The organism is Burkholderia sp. Bp8963, from assembly GCF_003854275.1.
Lineage (GTDB): Bacteria > Pseudomonadota > Gammaproteobacteria > Burkholderiales > Burkholderiaceae > Burkholderia.
Genome location: NZ_QTQP01000014.1, coordinates 85,433 through 102,520, shown reverse-complemented (window position 1 = coordinate 102,520; position 17,088 = coordinate 85,433). Strand labels below are relative to the sequence as shown.

The following is a 17,088-nucleotide window of genomic DNA, read 5'->3' as shown; positions in this document are numbered from 1 at the left end:
AACGGGCGGTTGCCGCCCATCGCGACGTCCACCCGCACCTGGCCCGGGCCGATCTCGCCCGGGTTCTGCTCTTCGATCCACAGGTCGTTCGGCCCGTGGATCACGACACACATGCAACACATACGCATGATGATTTTCGTCAGACGACCGGCGTCAACAGCGGCGCACCGGCAAAGTGCGCGTGCAGGTTGTCACGCACGAGCCAGCCCATCGCCTGACGCGTCTCGACGGTGCCGCTCGCATGATGCGGCTGCAGCAGCACGTTCGGCAATGCGAGAAGGCGCGGGTCGATGCGCGGCTCGTTGCGGAACACGTCGAGCGCGGCACCCGCAATCGCCCGGCGCTCGAGCGCGTCGATCAGCGCGGGCTCGTCGACGGTCGTGCCGCGCGACACGTTCACGAGATAGCCGCGCGGCCCGAGCGCATCGAGCACGCGCGCATCGACGAGATCGCGCGTCGACGGCCCGCCCGCGAGCGTCACGATCAGCAGGTCGCACCAGCCGGCCAGCTCGGCGAGATCGCCGAAGAAGCGATGCGGCGTGTCGTCGCGCGATGCAGTGTCGAAGTAGCCGATTTCGACGTCGAAGCCGGACAGCCGTCGCGCAAGCGTCGAACCGATGCGGCCGAAGCCGACGATCCCGACCCGCTTGCCGTACAGGCGCGTGACGAGCGGCATGTCGCCGTCGCGCCACGCGCCCGAGCGCACATACGCGTCGGCGCCGGGAATCCTGCGCAGCAGCGCGAGCGCGAGCCCGACGCCGAGATCGGCGACATCGCCCGTCAGCACGTCGGGCGTGTTCGTCACGCGGATGCCACGCTCGCGCGCGGCGGAGAGATCGATCGCATCGGTACCGACGCCGTAGCACGCGATGATCTCGAGCTTCGGCAGCGCGGCGATCAGCGCGGCGTCCGCGCCGAGATCGCCGCGCGTCGCGATCGCGCGCACGCCGGCGCCATGCCCGGCCAGATACGCGGCGCGGTCGTGCGCCTCCCACAGCCGGTGAACGTCGTAACCGGCGTCGAGCCATTCGGTGTCCCACGGCTGGTAAGGGCCGGTCATCAGCAAGCCGGGCCGGGGGTTCGATTCATGCGCCATTTGCGCTGCTCCTGTCGAGGTGAGATTGTTGAACGTGACGGGACCGGTATCGCGATCGTGGCTGAGGCCCGCGGCTCACGCGTGCCGCGCGACGGCGTCGCCCGCGGACGCGGCGGATGCATCGGCCGCATCGAGCGGATCGTCCAGATCGCGGTTCAGCGTTTCCGGCATCCGCGACGTGGTGAACAGCGTGATCAGCGTCAGCACGGACAGATACGCGGCGATCGGCACCCACGCGCGCACGCCGGCCGCATGGTCGCCGCCGTGCAGCGCGATCACCGTCGCGATGATCGTCGCACCCACGAGCGGCGCGATGCCGCCCGCGAGCACGGCTGACGCCTCACGCGAAAACGACACGCCCATGTAACGATGGCGGGCGCCGAACAGCTCCGGCAGCAGCGCCGACTGCGCGCCGAGCATTCCCCAGTTCGCGAAGCCCTGCGCCACCGAGATCGCGATCACGCTCGCGACCACGTTGCCCTGGCTGAAGATCCACCACACCGGAAACGCAAGCGCGAGCTGCAGCCACGCGAACGCGCGATACACGCGCACCCGGCCGAAACGGTCGCTCAGGCGCCCCGCGAGCGGCACCGTCACCGCGCCGACAGTCGCCGCGCACACCAGCGCGAGCGCGCCGATCGGCCCCTTCATGCCGATCACGCCGGCCAGATAGCTGATCGCGAGCGCCTGGTAGATCGACGAGCCGCCGTTCTCCGCCATCCGCAGCCCGATGCCGATCAGCAGCGAGCGCCTCGAATGCGTGACGACGCTCGTCAGCGGGTTCGCCGCAACCTGTGCGCGCTTCTCGAGCCGCACGAAAGTCGGCGACTCGTGCAGCCGCACGCGCATGTAGAGGCCGACGGCGACGATCACCGCGCTCAGCAGGAACGGCACGCGCCAGCCCCAGTTGTCGGTCACGCGGCCGATGTTCGCAAGCAGCACGAAATACACGGCGGCCGCGAGCACGGTGCCCAGCTGGATGCCGAGAAACGGCAGCGACGCGTACCAGCCGCGCCTGCCGGCCGGCGCGTATTCGGTCATCAGCACCGCCGCGCCGGCCTGCTCCGCGCCGGCGCCGAGCCCCTGCAGGATGCGCAGCAGCACGAGCAGCCCGGGCGCCCAGTAGCCGGCCGTCGCGAACGTCGGCAGCACGCCGATCAGCGTGCTCGCGATCCCCATCAGCAGCACGGTCGCCGTCAGCACGAACTTGCGGCCGATGCGATCGCCGAGCACGCCGAATACGACGCCGCCGAGCGGCCGCACCGCAAAGCCGACGAAATACGTGCCGAAGCTCGCGATCATGCGCATCTCGGCGGTTTGCGCGGGGAAGAACAGCGGCCCGAAGATCAGCGCGGCCGCGAGCGTGTACAGCGCGAAGTCGTAGTACTCGAGTGCGCTGCCGAGCGAGCAGGTCCACGCGGCGCGATTCAGCTGTTTCGCGTCGACGCGGCGCCGCGCGTCGGTATCGGCAGGCGTGCCGGAAGCGATTGCGGGACGTGCGTCGCGTTCGGCGAGCGGCGGGAAGGGGCGGGCCATCGTTGTCTCCTGTCGGCCAGAGCCGGTGCTTTGGCACTGGCTCCGGCCCCATGCTTTGCGATCGACCAGATGTCGGCCCGACCGGGCGCGTCAGCGCCTGGCCAGGTCCGGTGCAAAGCCGTCTCCATTGCAGATCCCGGCAGCGCGGACGCGGCCGGGGCGTCGGCCCGCTCGTACGGCGGGTTCCGGGATTCGGGCGCGTTACATCGATGCGTGTTGCAGCCGCCTGCCCGCGGCGCCCGTGCGCGCAGGCGGAAAATGCAGAGGGCCGCTCGGACGGCCCGTCAGACGGCGCTTGTCAGCCCGCCGTCGACGAACAGCGTCTGGCCGTTCACGAAATCGCCGGCCGCCGACGCGAGGAAGATCGCCGTGCCGCACAGCTCGTCGACGCGCCCCCAGCGGCCGGCCGGCGTGCGCTTGCACAGCCAGTCGGAAAACGCGGGATCGTCGACCAGCGCACGATTGAGCTCGGTTTCGAAATAGCCGGGCGCGAGGCCGTTGGCCTGGATACCGTGGCGCGCCCAGTCCGCGCACATGCCCTTCGTCAGCATCCGCACCGCACCCTTGGTGGCCGCATACGGCGCGATCGACGGCCGCGCGAGCTCGCTCTGTACCGAGCAGATATTGATGATCTTGCCGCGCCCGCGCGCGATCATGTGGCGCGCGACCGCCTGCGCGACGTTGAACACGCCGTCGAGGTTCACGCGCATCAGCGCGTGCCAGTCGTCCGGGTCGAACGCGTCGAGCGGCGCGCGGCGCTGGATGCCGGCGTTGTTCACGAGGATGTCGATCGCGCCGACGCGCGCCTCGAACGCGTCGATCGCCGCGCGTACCTGGCCGTGCTCGGTCACGTCGAACACCGCGTAGTCGGCCGCGAAGCCCTGCTCGCGGAAATGCCGTGTGAGCGACGCCGCCTTGTCCTCATTGCGATCGTTGATGACGATCGCCGCGCCCGCCTCCGCCAGGCCGCGGGCGAGCGCCAGCCCGATCCCGCGTCCCGATCCGGTGATCAGCGCGCGGCGGCCGTCCAGGCGGAACCGTTCAAGCGCATTCGTCATAAGTGTCTCCTCGTACCAGTCGAACCGGCCGCCCGTTGCGGCCGGCCTTGTGTTGAACGTATCTTCGGCGCTCGACGGGGAGCCGCGCCAATGGTCTTTTTTGATGTGGTTATCATGGAAGCTGATCACCGAAATTCGCCGCCTGTCGGCCAGCCCTCCATGGAACTCAAGCAACTGCGCGCGTTCGTCACCCTCGCGGAAGAGCTGCATTTCGGGCGCGCCGCGCAGCGCCTGTTCATCGTGCAGCCCGCACTGAGCATGCAGATCAAGGCGCTCGAGGAAGAACTCGGCGCGCGGCTGTTCGAGCGCGACCGGCACAAGGTCGAACTGAGCGACACCGGGCGCGTGTTCCTGCCGGAAGCGCGGGCGACGCTGCAGCAGGCCGCGCGCGCCGAGCAGCTTGCGCGGCTGTCGAGCCGCGGCGAGATCGGCACGCTGCGCATCGCGTTCGTGTCGTCGGTGCTGCCGGTGCTGCTGCCCGCGGTGCTGCGCGTGATGCGCGCGCGCTATCCGCTGATCACGCTCGAGCTGAAGGACATGCCGACGCCCGACCAGGTCGCGGCGCTGCGCGACCGCCGGATCGATTTCGGGATGGTCCGCCTGCCGGCCACGTATGCGGGCATCGACACGCGCGTGGTGCTCGAGGAAGGGTTCGTCGTCGCGCTGCCGCTCGAGCATCCGCTCGCTGCGCGCGACGCGGTCGCGCCGGCCGACCTGCGCGGCCATCCGGCGTTCGTGCTCGCGCGCCGCTATGCGCCCGGCTTTCACGACGACATGCTGCTCGCGCTGAGCCGCGCAGGCACGACGCTCGAGATCGCACAGGAGTTCGGCGAGTTCACGACGATGCTTGCGCTCGTCTCGGCGGGAATGGGGATCGGGCTGATCCCGGCGGAAGCGGCGAGCGCGCTGCCGCCGAACGTGCTCGCGCGGCCGCTCGATCTCGCTGGCCACCGCACCGGCATCGGCCTTGCGTGGACCGACCTCGACAGCCCGGTGAAGCGCGCGTTCGTTGCCGCGCTCGAGCAGGTCGCGGCGGATGCGCAGCACGCGGATCGCTGACGGCGACGTGAATACGGCCGCCGCGCGCCGGGTATCGATGCGCCGCCGGCCCGAATGAACAAAAGCCCGGCCGGCCAGAAGCCGAACCGGGCCCGAGCGCGACGCCAGCCGCCTCGCGGCGGCCGTGCGTCGTGCGGGATTACTTCGCGTTCGCGAATGCGACAGCCGTATCCAGCATGCGGTTCGAGAAGCCCCACTCGTTGTCGTACCAGCTCGACACCTTGACGAGACGGCCCGACACCTTGGTCAGCGTTGCGTCGAACGTCGACGAAGCCGGATTGTGGTTGAAGTCGATCGACACCAGCGGCGCGTCGTTGTAGCCGAGGATGCCCTTCAGCGCGCCTTCCGACGCTTCCTTCATGATCGCGTTGACTTCCTCGACCGTCGTGTCGCGCTTCGCGATGAACGACAGGTCGACGATCGACACGTTGATGGTCGGGACGCGGATCGCGTAGCCGTCCAGCTTGCCGTTCAGTTCCGGCAGCACGAGGCCGACCGCCGAAGCCGCGCCCGTCTTGGTCGGGATCTGGCTGTGCGTGGCCGAACGCGCGCGGCGCAGGTCTTCGTGATAGACGTCCGTCAGCACCTGGTCGTTGGTGTAAGCGTGGATCGTCGTCATCAGGCCGGTTTCGAGGCCGATCTTGTCGTTCAGCGGCTTGACGAGCGGCGCGAGGCAGTTCGTCGTGCACGATGCGTTCGAGATCACGGTGTGCTCGGCCTTCAGCACGTCGTGGTTCACACCGTAGACGATCGTTGCGTCGACGTCCTTGCCGCCCGGCGCCGAGATGATCACCTTCTTCGCGCCGCCCTTCAGGTGCGCGCTTGCCTTTTCCTTGGTCGTGAAGAAGCCCGTGCACTCCATCACGACGTCGACGCCCAGCTCGCCCCACGGCAGTTCTGCCGGGTTGCGGTTCGCGAGCACGCGGATCTTGTCGCCGTTCACGACCAGGTAGTCGCCGTCGACCGACACTTCGCCCGGGAACTTGCCGTGCGCGGTGTCGTACTGGGTCAGGTGCGCGTTGGTCTTCGCATCGCCCAGATCGTTGATCGCGACGATCTCGATGTCGTGCTTCTTGCCGTTCTCGTAGAACGCGCGCAGCGTGTTGCGGCCGATGCGGCCGTAGCCGTTGATTGCGACGCGAATCGTCATGGTCTATCTCCTGATGGCTGAAAAAAATTCGTTTCGTGCAGCTTCACGGTGCGACGCGCGCCTGGGGCCGGCGCGCGTCGCGAATGCTTTTAGGCCAGCACGGCCTTCGCGGTCTCGACGACCTTGTCGACGGTGAAGCCGAAGTGCTTGAACAGCACGCCGGCCGGCGCCGATTCGCCGAACGTGTCGATCCCGACGACGCCGCCTTCGAGGCCGACATACTTGTGCCAGAAGCTCGTCACGCCCGCTTCGATCGCGACGCGGCGCACGCCGTGCGGCAGCACGCGTTCACGGTATTCGGCGTCCTGGCGGTCGAACACGTTGGTCGACGGCATCGACACGACGCGCGCCGCAATGCCCTGCTGCGCGAGCGTCTCGACGGCCTTCATCGCGAGCTCGACTTCCGAGCCGGTCGCGATCAGGATGATCTTGCGCGCGACGATTTCCTCGTCCCAGTCGCGCAGCACGTAGCCGCCCTTCTCGATGTTCGCGATCTGCGCGTCGGTGCGCGGGTTGAACGCGAGGTTCTGACGGCTGAAGATCAGGCTCGACGGACGATCCGCGGCGATTGCGTGGGTCCACGCGACGGCCGTCTCGACCGTGTCGGCCGGACGCCACACGTCGTGGTTCGGAATCAGGCGCAGGCTCGACACGTGCTCGATCGACTGGTGCGTCGGGCCGTCCTCGCCGAGGCCGATCGAATCGTGCGTGAACACGAAGATCGACGGCACCTTCATCAGCGCGGCGACGCGCAGCGCGTTGCGGCTGTAGTCGGAGAACGTCAGGAACGTGCCGCCGAACGGCTTGTGGCCGCCGTGCAGCGCGAGGCCGTTGATCGCGGCGCTCATGCCGAACTCGCGCACGCCGTAGTTGATGTGGTTGCCGTACTTGACGCCCGGGCCGTCCGTGTTCGCGCGGACCGCCTTCGACGCCTTCCAGTTGGTCAGGTTCGAGCCGGTCAGGTCGGCCGAACCACCGAGCAGTTCGGGCAATGCGGCCGCGAGGCCTTCGATCGCCTGCTGCGACGCCTTGCGGGTCGCGACCGTTTCAGCGCGCTCGTTCGCGCCGGCGACGATCGCCGCGGCCTTCGCGGCCCAGTCGGCGGGCAGCTTGCCGGCCATCCGGCGCTCGAACTCGGCCGCTTCCGCCGGATACTGCGCGCTGTATTGCGCGAACGCCGCGTCCCAGTCGGATTCGCTGCGCTTGCCGGCTTCCTTCGCATCCCATGCCGCATAGACTTCCTGCGGGATCACGAACGGCTCCCACTTCCAGCCGAGCGCGTCGCGCGTCTTCGCGATTTCTTCCGCGCCCAGCGCCGCGCCGTGCACGTCGTGGCCGCCCGCCTTCGTCGCCGCGCCCTGGCCGATCACCGTCTTGCAGCAGATGATCGTCGGCTTGTCCGACAGCTTCGCCTTCGCGATCGCCGCGTCGACCGCGTCGACGTCATGGCCGTTCACGTTCGGGATCACGTTCCAGCCGTACGCCTCGAAGCGCTTCGGCGTGTCGTCGTGGAACCAGTTGACGACGTCGCCGTCGATCGAGATGCCGTTGTCGTCGTACAGCGCGATCAGCTTGTTCAGCTTCAGCGTGCCCGCGAGCGAGCAGGCCTCGTGCGAGATGCCTTCCATCAGGCAGCCGTCGCCGAGGAACACGTACGTGTGGTGATCGACGATCTTCGCGCCGTCACGGTTGAACTCGGCGGCCATCAGCGCTTCGCCGAGCGCCATGCCGACCGCGTTCGCGAGACCCTGGCCGAGCGGGCCCGTCGTCGTCTCGACGCCCGGCGTGATCCCGTATTCGGGGTGGCCCGGCGTCTTCGAGTGCAGCTGGCGGAAGTTCTTCAGCTCTTCCATCGGCAGGTCGTAGCCGGTCAGGTGCAGCAGCGCGTACAGCAGCATCGAGCCGTGGCCGTTCGACAGCACGAAGCGGTCGCGGTCCGCCCAGTGCGGGTTCGCCGGATTGTGCTTGAGGTGGCGCGACCAGAGCGCGACGCCGATTTCGGCCATGCCCATCGGCATGCCGGGGTGGCCGGAGTTCGCTTGCTGGACGGCGTCCATCGCGAGCGCGCGGATCGCGTTGGCCATCAGGGTGGTGGAGGCGGGAGACGAAGTCGTCATGTCGAGTCCGGAGAACGAGTCGAGAAAACGGGGCACGTGCGGTATCCGGAAGCTCGCGGGCCGGCCGCTCCCGGCGCGAAGTGCGGCGCCAGACGGACGCGAAGCGGGCGGAGCCAACGGACGAGGCTGCAAAGCTCATCATTTTAACAGATGGGCTGACATTTCCCTTCCTGACGGTCGGTGTTCCGGCACGGTTTTCCGTCAAACTTCGCGTCCGCAATGTCCGGCCTTCTATAATTCAGAAATTGGAACCGCCCGCCCCGCGCGGCCCGCCCGTGAGCACGACGCTTCTCTTTCACCCGACACCCGACTCCGCCTACGGCTTTCCGCATGCGCGGCGGCTCGCGCACGTCGCGTCCCCGCACCAGCAGATCGAGGTGTGGGAAACACCGCAGCTCGGCCGCCTGTTCACGCTCGACGGCCGGCCGATGACGTCCGTCGGCGACGAGTACATCTACCACGAGTGCATGACCCACCCGGCCGCGCTCGCGCATCCGGCGCCAAGAAAGGCGCTCGTGCTCGGCGGCGGCGACGGCGGTGCCGCGCGCCAGTTGCTCAAGCACGCGTGCATCGAGCGCATCGTCGTCGCGGAGCTCGACGACGAGGTCGTCGGGATGGCGCGCCGCTACCTCGACGACGTGCACCAGGGCGCGCTCGACGATCCGCGTGTCGAAGTCGTGATCGGCGATGCCGCGCACTTCGTCGAGTCGACCGTCGAGCACTTCGACCTCGTCGTGTTCGACCTCACGCCGCCGGAGTCGCCTGCGGCCGGCCTCTATACGCGCGACTTCTACAAGCATCTCAAGCGGATCCTGACGCCATGCGGCGCGATCACGATGCATCTTGGCTCGCCGGTGTTCCACGCGCCGCGCATTGCCGCGCTGCTTGCCGACCTGCGCGCGAGCTTCGCGGTCGTCGATCCGCTGTCCGCGCACGTCCCGCTGTACGGCTCGGTGTGGCTGATGGCGATCGCGAGCGACACGCTCGACGCGGCGTCGCTGTTCATGCACGACATCGAGGAACGCCTCGTCAATCGCGGCATCGACGGGTTGCGTTACTACGACGCGCGGCTGCACGCGGCGCTGTTCGCGCTGCCGTGTGCGCTGCGCGATACACTGGGCGTTCGCCGCTGAGCTTCATGACCGATCCACGTCCGGCCAACGTGCCTTGGTTGACACCTTATCTGGCCGTGCGCAACCCGCGCGCCACGATCGATTTCTTCAAGGCCGCGTTCGGCTTCGAACTGCGCGACGCGCTCGACGATGCCGGCGCGAAGTCGCTGACCGCGCCGCAGGACCCGTTCCGGGGCGATCGCTTCGCGCAGATCGAGGATCTCGACGGTTACCGCTGGGCGCTCGCGCGCCATCTCGAACAATGAACGAAGCCACTACCACCGCGGCCGTGCCGCGCTTTTTCGTCGACGCGGCCTTGCGCGCCGACGCCATGCTCACGCTGCCCGCCGACGTCGCGCGCCATGCGCAGGTGCTGCGGCTGCAGCCGGGCGACACGCTCGCGCTGTTCGACGGCACGGGCGGCCAGTACCGCGCGCAGCTCGTCGAGATCGACAAGCGCAATGCGATCGCGCGGCTCGATACATTCGAGTCGACCGAAGCGGAGCCGCCTTACCGCGTGACCCTCGCGCAGGGCATCGCCGGCGGCGACAAGATGGATTGGGTGATCGAGAAGGCAGTCGAGCTCGGCGCCGTGGCGATCGCGCCGCTGTCGACGTCGCGCGGCGTCGTGCGGCTGTCGGGCGAGCGTGCGGAGAAACGCGTCGCGCACTGGCGCGGCATCGTGCGGGCAGCGTGCGAACAGTGCGGACGCAACCGTGTGCCCGAGGTCGCGCCGGTACGCGGCGTCGACGCGTGGCTCGACGCGCTGCCGGCCGCGCCAGCCGACGGCGAACTGCGGCTGCTGCTGTCGCCGCGCGCCAGCATTCCGTTTGCGTCGCTACCCGCCGCACCGCCCTCCGCGACCGTCACGTTGCTGATCGGACCGGAAGGCGGGCTGTCGCCCGACGAGGAACAGGCGGCGCGTGCGCGCGGTTTCATCGCGCTGTCGCTCGGGCCACGCGTGCTGCGGACCGAAACCGCCGGCGCGGCGGTGCTCGCCGCGCTCGCTGCGCGCTGGGGCGGCTGGTGATCTGACGTGTTCCGGGCCGCCGATGCCGAATCGGCGAGATCCGGTGCACGCGCAAAAAAGCCCGCTCGGCGGCGGGCTTCGATTCGGCCGTAAAGGCGCTCAGGCAAACGAGTAGAACACGCGGAACGCGACCTTGCGCTCGGACCAGAACTCCGCGGCCTCGCGGAACACATCGAGCAGCGTCTCGCGGCCTTCCTTGTCGAACTTCTGTGCGATCGGCAGCCCTTCGAGCACGATCACGAAACCGGGCTGCGCCCCCGCCTTCGCGACGAGATCGGTCAGGCAGTCATACAGCGCGTCGTAGTTCTTGCCGAAGTGTTTCGGAAACAGAAACGACGTCGCGATCGTCTCCATCACTTCCTGCTTCGACTGCGCGGCGCCGCAATACGCATACAGGAAATGCTGGCCGAGCCGGCCGGCTTCGTCCGCGAGATCCTGCACGCGGAACGCACGGATCGACTGGACGAGATTGGGTCGCACGGTCGTGAAAAGGCTCATAGGCTCCTCGGTCGATGAAAGCCCGGCGCTGGCGTCCTGCTGCGCCGGCGCGGCGCCAGCCTGTGCCGTCGCGTGCAGTTGCATCACGCGCTGAAACAGATTGCCGTCGCCGGCCGCGATCAGATCCGCCGACGACGCCGTGTCGTGCGTGTAGATGGAGTCGCTCATGCCGTTCTTCCCGAAGTCATTCAACAATGCGTTTGAAACTGTTGTAGTGGTCGCCCGTGTAATAACAGTTGTCGACCCGGCGCGGCGGCCCGCCGCAGACGATCCGGCGCGCACCGCGATTGCGTGCGCGCGGGGTCGGTACCGTGTACTCATGGTAGTAGCCGCGCTTCGCCTTCGGCAGGATCCGCTCGCGGTTGCCGAACACGACGCCGTCTTTCTCATACGGATAGGGACCACCGGCGGCGATCAGGCCGAGCGTGGTCACGGCCTCGCGCGGCAGACGGGCGGTCGGGACCGTGTCAAACCCGCCGGCGGCCACGTCGGCCTGGACGGCCTCCCGTGCTTGGGCGGCGGAAACCAGACTGCCCGTCGGCGTGCCGACGATACCCATCGCGATCATCGCGAAGACGGACGCGAGCGCGCCGTTGCGGAGCCACTTGCGTGCCATAAACCGGGGTTCCCGCTGTTAAATCAAGTAGTTGACGACCAACGAAGGCGTTAGCGTAGCGCTATTGTTCGCGCGAATCAATGTCCGTTGGGGGATTGAAAACGCCATGGCGTCGCGACTCGGGAAATTTTTACCTAAATTGCGACATTTTTATCCTTCATAGGATAAAATGCGCGTGGCATCTCTCGTGCGGCAAGACTCTGCCTCCTTGCCAGGCTCACTACCCGGAGCGGAGAGATGCGCTGTTGCTTATGGGAGGCGCGGTTTTCGCGGTACCCAAGGCGTGCCCGTTGCGGGCACGCCCTTTTTTTTATTTTTTACAGATTCGCTTAACGCGCCGCGTTCACGTCGGCCACCAGCAGCGCCGCCATGTTGACGATCCGGCGCACGGTCGCCGACTCGGTCAGCACGTGCACGGGCTGCGCGGCGCCGAGCAGGATCGGCCCGATCGCGATGTTGTTGCCCGCGGCCGTCTTCAGCAGGTTGTACGCAATGTTCGCGGCGTCGATGTTCGGCAGGACCAGCAGGTTCGCTTCGCCTTCGAGCGTCGACGCCGGCAGGATTTCCTTGCGCAGCGCCGCGTCGAGCGCGACGTCGCCGTGCATCTCGCCGTCGACCTTCAGTTCCGGTGCGCGTTCCTGCAGGATCGCGAGCGTATCGCGCATCTTCTGCGCGGACGGTGCGTTGCTCGTGCCGAAATTCGAGTGCGACAGCAGCGCGACCTTCGGCTCGATGCCGAAGCGGCGCACTTCTTCCGCAGCCATGATCGTGATCTCGGCGAGTTGCTCCGGGGTCGGATCGACGTTCACGTGCGTGTCGACGAGGAAAATCTGCCGGCCCGGCAGCACGAGGCCGTTCATCGCCGCGTATACGCTGCAGCCCGGGCGCTTGCCGATCACCTGATCGATGAAGTGCAGGTGGCGGTGCGTCGTGCTGATCGTGCCGCAGATCATCCCGTCCGCTTCGCCCTTCTTCACGAGCATCGAGCCGATCAGCGTCGTGCGGCGGCGCATCTCGACGCGCGCGAGCTGCTCGCTGATGCCCTTGCGCGCCATCATCTTCGCGTAGTCCTGCCAGAATTCGCGGTAGCGCTCGTCGTGCTCGGTGTTGACGACGGTGAAATCGACGCCCGGCGTCAGGCGCAGGCCATAGCGCTGGATACGGTGCTCGATCACGGCCGGACGGCCGATCAGGATCGGCTTCGCGAGCTTTTCGTCGACGACGATCTGAACGGCGCGCAACACGCGCTCTTCCTCGCCCTCCGCGAACACGACGCGCTTCTTCTCGGCCGGCACGCTGCGCGCGAGCTGGAAGATCGGCTTCATCGTCGTGCCGCTGTGGTACACGAACTGCTGCAGGTGCTGCTTGTACGCGTCCATGTCCTCGATCGCGCGCGTCGCGACGCCGCCGTCCATCGCGGCCTGCGCGACGGCCGGCGCGATCTTCACGATCAGGCGCGGGTCGAACGGCTTCGGAATCAGGTATTCGGGGCCGAATGACAGGTCCTGGATCCCGTACGCGGTCGCGACGATGTCGCTCTGCTCGTGCTGCGCAAGCTCGGCGATCGCGTTGACGGCCGCGATCTCCATTTCACGCGTGATCGTCGTCGCGCCGACATCGAGCGCGCCGCGGAAGATGAACGGGAAGCACAGGACGTTGTTGACCTGGTTCGGATAGTCGGTGCGGCCGGTCGCGAGCACGGCGTCCGGGCGCACTTCGAGCGCGAGTTCCGGCAGGATTTCCGGCGTCGGGTTCGCGAGCGCGAGGATCAGCGGGCGCTCGGCCATGCCCTTGACCATCTCCTGCTTCAGCACGCCGGCGGCCGACAGGCCGAGGAAGATGTCCGCGCCGCCGATCACCTCGGCGAGCGTGCGCGCGTCGGTTTCGCGCGCGAAGCGTTCCTTGTCCGGGTCCATCAGCTCGGCGCGGCCCTTGTAGACGACGCCGGCCAGGTCGGTCACCGTGATGTTCTCGAGCGGCAGGCCGATGTCGACGAGCAGGTCGAGACACGCGAGCGCGGCCGCGCCCGCGCCGGACGCGACGAGCTTGACCTCCTTGATGTTCTTGCCGACCACCTTCAGGCCGTTCGTGACGGCCGCGGCCACGACGATCGCCGTGCCGTGCTGGTCGTCGTGGAACACCGGAATCTTCATCCGCTTGCGGGCTTCGCGCTCGACGATGAAGCAGTCCGGCGCCTTGATGTCTTCGAGGTTGATGCCGCCGAACGTCGGCTCGAGCGCGGCGATCACGTCGACCAGCTTGTGCGGATCGGACTCGTTCAGCTCGATGTCGAACACGTCGATGCCCGCGAACTTCTTGAACAGCACGGCCTTGCCTTCCATCACCGGCTTCGACGCGAGCGGCCCGATGTTGCCGAGGCCGAGCACCGCGGTGCCGTTCGTGACGACGCCGACCAGGTTGCTGCGCGCGGTGAAGCGGGCCGCATTGAGCGGATTCTCGACGATCTCCTCGCACGCGAACGCCACGCCCGGCGAATACGCGAGCGCCAGGTCGCGCTGGTTGATCATCTGCTTGGTCGGCGCGATCGCGACCTTGCCGGGAGTCGGAAATTCGTGATAGTCGAGGGCCGCTTCGCGGAGCTTGGCTTTGGAGGAGGCTTGCGTGGACATGTGTCTCGTGACGTGCAGATTAGAATGACTCTTCGACGGCATTGTAGCGCCATTCGAAGTCACCAAAATTTCGATCCAGGTGCAACTGCTGCGACAAAATTGTACTGAACGGTGCAGGAACGCCGCCGTTCGGCTCGTACAATGCCGTTCACTCAATCGCTTCGGGTCCGTCCGCCGTGTCAGCCTCCCCCCTCTCCGAGTTTTCGTTGATCGACCGCTTCTTCGCGCGCCGTGCGGCGCAGGGCACGCGCGCCGCGACGCTCGGGATCGGCGATGATTGCGCGCTGTTCGCGCCACGATCCGGGAAGTTGCTTGCGATTTCGACGGACATGCTGGTCGAAGGCCGTCATTTCTTTCCCGACGTCGCGCCCGACGCGCTCGGTCACAAGACGCTTGCGGTCAACCTGTCCGATCTCGCGGCGATGGGCGCCGAGCCGCGCGCGTTCACGCTCGCGTGCGCGCTGCCGCGCGCCGACGCCGCGTGGCTCGCCGCATTCAGCGACGGGCTGTTCGCGCTCGCCGAGCGGTTCGGCTGCGAGCTGATCGGCGGCGACACGACGAGCGGGCCGCTGAACCTGTGCGTGACCGTATTCGGCGAAGTCGCGCCCGACGCCGCGCTGCGGCGCGATGCCGCGCGCGACGGCGACGACGTCTGGGTGTCCGGCACGCTCGGCGACGCGCGGGCCGGGCTCGGCGTCGCGCGCGGCGAATGGACGGCCGGCAGTCGCGAACAGGCCGTATTCAAGGCGGCGCTCGAACGCCCCGAGCCGCGCATCGCGCTCGGGCTCGCGCTCGCCGGCGTCGCGCATGCGGCGCTCGACATCTCGGACGGCCTCGCCGGCGATCTGCAGCACATCCTCGAGCGCTCGCGCGTGCACGCGGACATCGACGCCGACGCGGTGCCCCGCTCGGCCGCGCTCGCGACGCTGCCGAGCGACGTGCAGCGCCGCTGCACGCTCGCGGGCGGCGACGACTACGAGCTGTGCTTCACCGCGCCCGCGGCAGCCCGCGCGGCCATCGAGGCGGCGGGCGCGAGCGCCGGCGTCGCGGTCACGCGAATCGGTACAATACGCGCGTTGTCCGCGCCGTCGGAGCGGCCCGCGATCGCGTGGCGCGACGCAGCCGGCGCGCCCCTCGCCCTCACGTTGCACGGTTTCGACCACTTCCATGCAGACTGACCCGACGCCCCCGCGCGCCGCGGCCGGCGCCGGCGCCACGCAGAACGCGCCGCAGCGCGCGACCGCGCGCTTCATGCTGTCGCATCCGGCACACATCCTGTCGCTCGGGTTCGGCAGCGGGCTCGCGCCGCTGTTGCCCGGCACGATCGGCTCGCTGTTCGGCTGGCTGTCGTTCGTCGCGCTGAACAATTACCTGACGGTGCCCGAATGGTGGGGGCTGATCGCTGCCGGTTTCGTCGCCGGCGTCTGGTCCACCGGCTTCACCGCGAAGCGGCTCGGCAACGCCGACCCGGGCCCGGTCGTCTGGGACGAGATCGTCGCGATCTGGATCGTGATGCTGTTCGTCACGCCGGCGACGTTCGTCGGCCAGCTGTGGGCGTTCGTCGCATTCCGCTGCTTCGACATGCTCAAGCCGCCCCCGATCCGCCATGTCGAGCGCCGCCTGGCAGGCGGCCTCGGCATCATGGCCGACGACCTGATCGCCGCGTTCATGACGCTGCTCGTGATCGCACTGTGGCGATCGTTCGCCGGCTGACGCCTTTCCGACTCCTGTTCTCCCTTTCGCATGGCAACCGATTCCGTCGTCCACCAGCTTGCGATCCGCGCAGGCAACCAGTTGCGTGACGGGCACCTGATGCTCGCCACCGCCGAATCCTGCACCGGCGGGATGATCGCAGCCGCGATCACCGACATCTCCGGCAGCAGCCAGTGGTTCGAGCGCGGCTTCGTCACGTATTCGAACCAGGCCAAGAGCGAGATGATCGGCGTGCCGGCCGAACTGATCGACAAGCACGGCGCCGTCAGCGAGCCGGTCGCGCGCGCGATGGCCGAAGGTGCATTGCGCAACAGCCGCGCGCAGGTGTCGCTCGCGGTAACCGGCATTGCCGGGCCGGCCGGCGGCAGCGAGAAAAAGCCGGTCGGCACCGTGTCGTTCGCGTGGAGCAACCGGCTGCATACCGACGTCGAGACGCTCGTGTTCAAGGGCGATCGCGAGCAGATCCGCACGCAGGCCGCCGTGCATGCGCTGCGCGGGCTGCTGAAGCTGCTCGAAGAACGCGAGGGCTGACGCGCGCCTGCTCAGGCCGCCCGGGCGGGCCGACCAAAACCAGGCCGCCCTGGCGGGCGACCGGCCCCGCTCAACGATGCGCGTTGATCGCGTCGCGGGTCTTCTGCGCGGCGAGCGCCGCGGCGTCCGCGAAATCCTCGCCCTTGCTTGCGTACAGGATCGCGCGCGACGAGTTGATCATCATCCCGGTGCCGTCGGCCGTGCGGCCGGCGCGGACGGTCGCCTGCACGTCGCCGCCCTGCGCGCCAATGCCCGGAATCAGCAGCGGCATGTCGCCGACGATCCCGCGCACGACTTCGATCTCGTGCGGGAACGTCGCGCCGACGACGAGGCCGAGCTGACCGCTCTTCGCGTTCCACTTGTTCGCCGCGAGATCCGCGACCACCTGGTACAGCGGCCGGCCCGGTTGGCCGGACCCATTCGTCTCGAGGAACTGCAGGTCCGAGCCGCCCGGGTTCGACGTGCGGCATAGCACGATCACGCCCTTGCCTTCGTGCTCGAAATACGGCTCGACCGAATCGAAACCCATGTACGGGTTCACGGTCACCGCGTCCGCGCGGTAGCGCTCGAATGCTTCGCGCGCGTACTGCTCGGCGGTGCTGCCGATGTCGCCGCGCTTCGCGTCGAGGATCACCGGCAGGCCCGGATGCTGCAGGTGGATGTGCGCGATCAGCCGCTCGAGCTGGTCCTCCGCGCGATGCGCGGCGAAGTACGCGATCTGCGGCTTGAACGCACTCGCGAACTCGGCGGTTGCGTCGACGATCTGCCGGCAGAATTCGAAGATCGCATCGGGCTGGCCGTCGAACTGCACGGGAAAGCGCGACGGCTCGGGATCGAGGCCGACGCACAGCAGCGAATTCGTGCGCTGCCACGCGGCGCGCAGCGATTCAATGAAAGTAAGCGGGGTAGACATGGCAGGTACTCGCGGCAAACCGTTGTTAG

At 68.1% G+C, this 17,088-nt stretch carries 16 protein-coding genes and 1 pseudogene; 7 read left to right on the top strand and 10 right to left on the bottom strand.

Annotated features, from left to right (window positions below):
- Nucleotides 1-11: 11 nt before the first annotated feature.
- The 4 genes and pseudogenes from DID96_RS38900 to DID96_RS14440 form a co-directional block, all read right to left on the bottom strand.
- Nucleotides 12-128, bottom strand: a pseudogene (locus DID96_RS38900) (L-idonate 5-dehydrogenase); the annotation flags it as partial.
- A gap of 11 nt (nucleotides 129-139) precedes the next feature.
- Nucleotides 140-1,096 carry a 2-hydroxyacid dehydrogenase gene (locus DID96_RS14450; RefSeq protein ID WP_124599981.1) on the bottom strand — a complete coding sequence of 319 codons (957 nt, stop codon included), beginning with the start codon at nucleotides 1,094-1,096 and terminating at the stop codon, nucleotides 140-142.
- Between the two features lie 75 nt (nucleotides 1,097-1,171).
- On the bottom strand, nucleotides 1,172-2,632 hold the full coding sequence (locus tag DID96_RS14445; protein ID WP_124599980.1) for an MFS transporter: 1,461 nt from the start codon (nucleotides 2,630-2,632) through the stop codon (nucleotides 1,172-1,174).
- 284 nt (nucleotides 2,633-2,916) lie between these two features.
- A complete protein-coding gene (locus DID96_RS14440) occupies nucleotides 2,917-3,690 on the bottom strand; it encodes an SDR family NAD(P)-dependent oxidoreductase (protein WP_124599979.1) in 774 nt (257 codons plus the stop codon).
- Between the two features lie 159 nt (nucleotides 3,691-3,849).
- Between DID96_RS14440 and DID96_RS14435 the strand changes: the two genes are divergently transcribed.
- A complete protein-coding gene (locus DID96_RS14435; protein ID WP_124599978.1) occupies nucleotides 3,850-4,749 on the top strand; it encodes a LysR family transcriptional regulator in 900 nt (299 codons plus the stop codon).
- A gap of 139 nt (nucleotides 4,750-4,888) precedes the next feature.
- Here the strand turns inward: DID96_RS14435 and gap are convergent, their stop codons facing one another.
- Together gap and tkt are read right to left on the bottom strand one after the other, a co-directional pair.
- Complete coding sequence (gap, locus tag DID96_RS14430) at nucleotides 4,889-5,899, bottom strand: type I glyceraldehyde-3-phosphate dehydrogenase (RefSeq protein ID WP_059500962.1); 1,011 nt, start codon at nucleotides 5,897-5,899, stop codon at nucleotides 4,889-4,891.
- An 89-nt stretch (nucleotides 5,900-5,988) separates the two neighbouring features.
- Nucleotides 5,989-8,061: a transketolase gene (gene tkt / locus DID96_RS14425; protein WP_185732259.1), complete on the bottom strand. Its 2,073-nt coding sequence runs from the start codon at nucleotides 8,059-8,061 to the stop codon at nucleotides 5,989-5,991.
- 230 nt (nucleotides 8,062-8,291) lie between these two features.
- On the opposite strand from tkt, the gene speE reads away from it, so the two are divergent.
- Genes speE through DID96_RS14410 form a run of 3 tightly spaced genes read left to right on the top strand, consistent with a single transcriptional unit; the run spans nucleotide 8,292 to nucleotide 10,158 of the window.
- A complete protein-coding gene (gene speE, locus DID96_RS14420; protein WP_124599976.1) occupies nucleotides 8,292-9,149 on the top strand; it encodes a polyamine aminopropyltransferase in 858 nt (285 codons plus the stop codon).
- A gap of 5 nt (nucleotides 9,150-9,154) precedes the next feature.
- The gene (locus DID96_RS14415; protein WP_124599975.1) at nucleotides 9,155-9,394 is read left to right on the top strand and encodes a glyoxalase/bleomycin resistance/extradiol dioxygenase family protein; all 240 of its coding nucleotides are present in this window, start codon (nucleotides 9,155-9,157) and stop codon (nucleotides 9,392-9,394) included.
- The gene (locus DID96_RS14410; protein WP_124599974.1) at nucleotides 9,391-10,158 is read left to right on the top strand and encodes a 16S rRNA (uracil(1498)-N(3))-methyltransferase; all 768 of its coding nucleotides are present in this window, start codon (nucleotides 9,391-9,393) and stop codon (nucleotides 10,156-10,158) included. Before DID96_RS14415 ends, DID96_RS14410 begins: the two co-directional genes overlap by 4 nt.
- Nucleotides 10,159-10,257: 99 nt before the next feature.
- Here the strand turns inward: DID96_RS14410 and DID96_RS14405 are convergent, their stop codons facing one another.
- From DID96_RS14405 to DID96_RS14395, 3 genes are all read right to left on the bottom strand, one after another.
- Nucleotides 10,258-10,824 (bottom strand): barstar family protein, encoded by a 567-nt coding sequence (locus DID96_RS14405; protein WP_124599973.1) that lies wholly within the window; start codon nucleotides 10,822-10,824, stop codon nucleotides 10,258-10,260.
- Nucleotides 10,825-10,840: 16 nt separating this feature from the next.
- On the bottom strand, nucleotides 10,841-11,272 hold the full coding sequence (locus DID96_RS14400) for a ribonuclease (protein WP_124599972.1): 432 nt from the start codon (nucleotides 11,270-11,272) through the stop codon (nucleotides 10,841-10,843).
- Between the two features lie 329 nt (nucleotides 11,273-11,601).
- Nucleotides 11,602-13,944, bottom strand: coding sequence for an NADP-dependent malic enzyme (locus tag DID96_RS14395; protein WP_311767745.1), 2,343 nt, complete (start codon nucleotides 13,942-13,944; stop codon nucleotides 11,602-11,604).
- A gap of 134 nt (nucleotides 13,945-14,078) precedes the next feature.
- Here DID96_RS14395 and thiL point away from each other — a divergent pair, with 134 nt between their 5' ends.
- The 3 genes from thiL to DID96_RS14380 are packed head-to-tail and all read left to right on the top strand — an operon-like array spanning nucleotide 14,079 to nucleotide 16,146.
- Nucleotides 14,079-15,080: a thiamine-phosphate kinase gene (thiL, locus tag DID96_RS14390; protein ID WP_124599970.1), complete on the top strand. Its 1,002-nt coding sequence runs from the start codon at nucleotides 14,079-14,081 to the stop codon at nucleotides 15,078-15,080.
- On the top strand, nucleotides 15,070-15,615 hold the full coding sequence (locus DID96_RS14385; protein ID WP_124599969.1) for a phosphatidylglycerophosphatase A: 546 nt from the start codon (nucleotides 15,070-15,072) through the stop codon (nucleotides 15,613-15,615). The genes thiL and DID96_RS14385 overlap by 11 nt, the downstream gene beginning before the upstream one ends.
- 30 nt (nucleotides 15,616-15,645) lie before the next feature.
- Nucleotides 15,646-16,146: a CinA family protein gene (locus tag DID96_RS14380; RefSeq protein ID WP_124599968.1), complete on the top strand. Its 501-nt coding sequence runs from the start codon at nucleotides 15,646-15,648 to the stop codon at nucleotides 16,144-16,146.
- 70 nt (nucleotides 16,147-16,216) lie between these two features.
- Here the strand turns inward: DID96_RS14380 and pyrF are convergent, their stop codons facing one another.
- Complete coding sequence (gene pyrF / locus DID96_RS14375; protein ID WP_124599967.1) at nucleotides 16,217-17,059, bottom strand: orotidine-5'-phosphate decarboxylase; 843 nt, start codon at nucleotides 17,057-17,059, stop codon at nucleotides 16,217-16,219.
- Nucleotides 17,060-17,088: the final 29 nt, after the last annotated feature.

Coding starts and splice junctions, on each gene's coding strand:
- pyrF (WP_124599967.1), bottom strand. CDS start 17,059: ATGTCTACCCCGCTTACTTTCATTGAATCGCTGCGCGCCGCGTGGCAG.
- DID96_RS14410 (WP_124599974.1), top strand. CDS start 9,391: ATGAACGAAGCCACTACCACCGCGGCCGTGCCGCGCTTTTTCGTCGAC.
- DID96_RS14415 (WP_124599975.1), top strand. CDS start 9,155: ATGACCGATCCACGTCCGGCCAACGTGCCTTGGTTGACACCTTATCTG.
- DID96_RS14450 (WP_124599981.1), bottom strand. CDS start 1,096: ATGGCGCATGAATCGAACCCCCGGCCCGGCTTGCTGATGACCGGCCCT.
- DID96_RS14395 (WP_311767745.1), bottom strand. CDS start 13,944: ATGCCGTCGAAGAGTCATTCTAATCTGCACGTCACGAGACACATGTCC.
- DID96_RS14435 (WP_124599978.1), top strand. CDS start 3,850: ATGGAACTCAAGCAACTGCGCGCGTTCGTCACCCTCGCGGAAGAGCTG.
- DID96_RS14405 (WP_124599973.1), bottom strand. CDS start 10,824: ATGAGCGACTCCATCTACACGCACGACACGGCGTCGTCGGCGGATCTG.
- DID96_RS14445 (WP_124599980.1), bottom strand. CDS start 2,632: ATGGCCCGCCCCTTCCCGCCGCTCGCCGAACGCGACGCACGTCCCGCA.
- gap (WP_059500962.1), bottom strand. CDS start 5,899: ATGACGATTCGCGTCGCAATCAACGGCTACGGCCGCATCGGCCGCAAC.
- DID96_RS14400 (WP_124599972.1), bottom strand. CDS start 11,272: ATGGCACGCAAGTGGCTCCGCAACGGCGCGCTCGCGTCCGTCTTCGCG.
- DID96_RS14385 (WP_124599969.1), top strand. CDS start 15,070: ATGCAGACTGACCCGACGCCCCCGCGCGCCGCGGCCGGCGCCGGCGCC.
- DID96_RS14440 (WP_124599979.1), bottom strand. CDS start 3,690: ATGACGAATGCGCTTGAACGGTTCCGCCTGGACGGCCGCCGCGCGCTG.
- DID96_RS14380 (WP_124599968.1), top strand. CDS start 15,646: ATGGCAACCGATTCCGTCGTCCACCAGCTTGCGATCCGCGCAGGCAAC.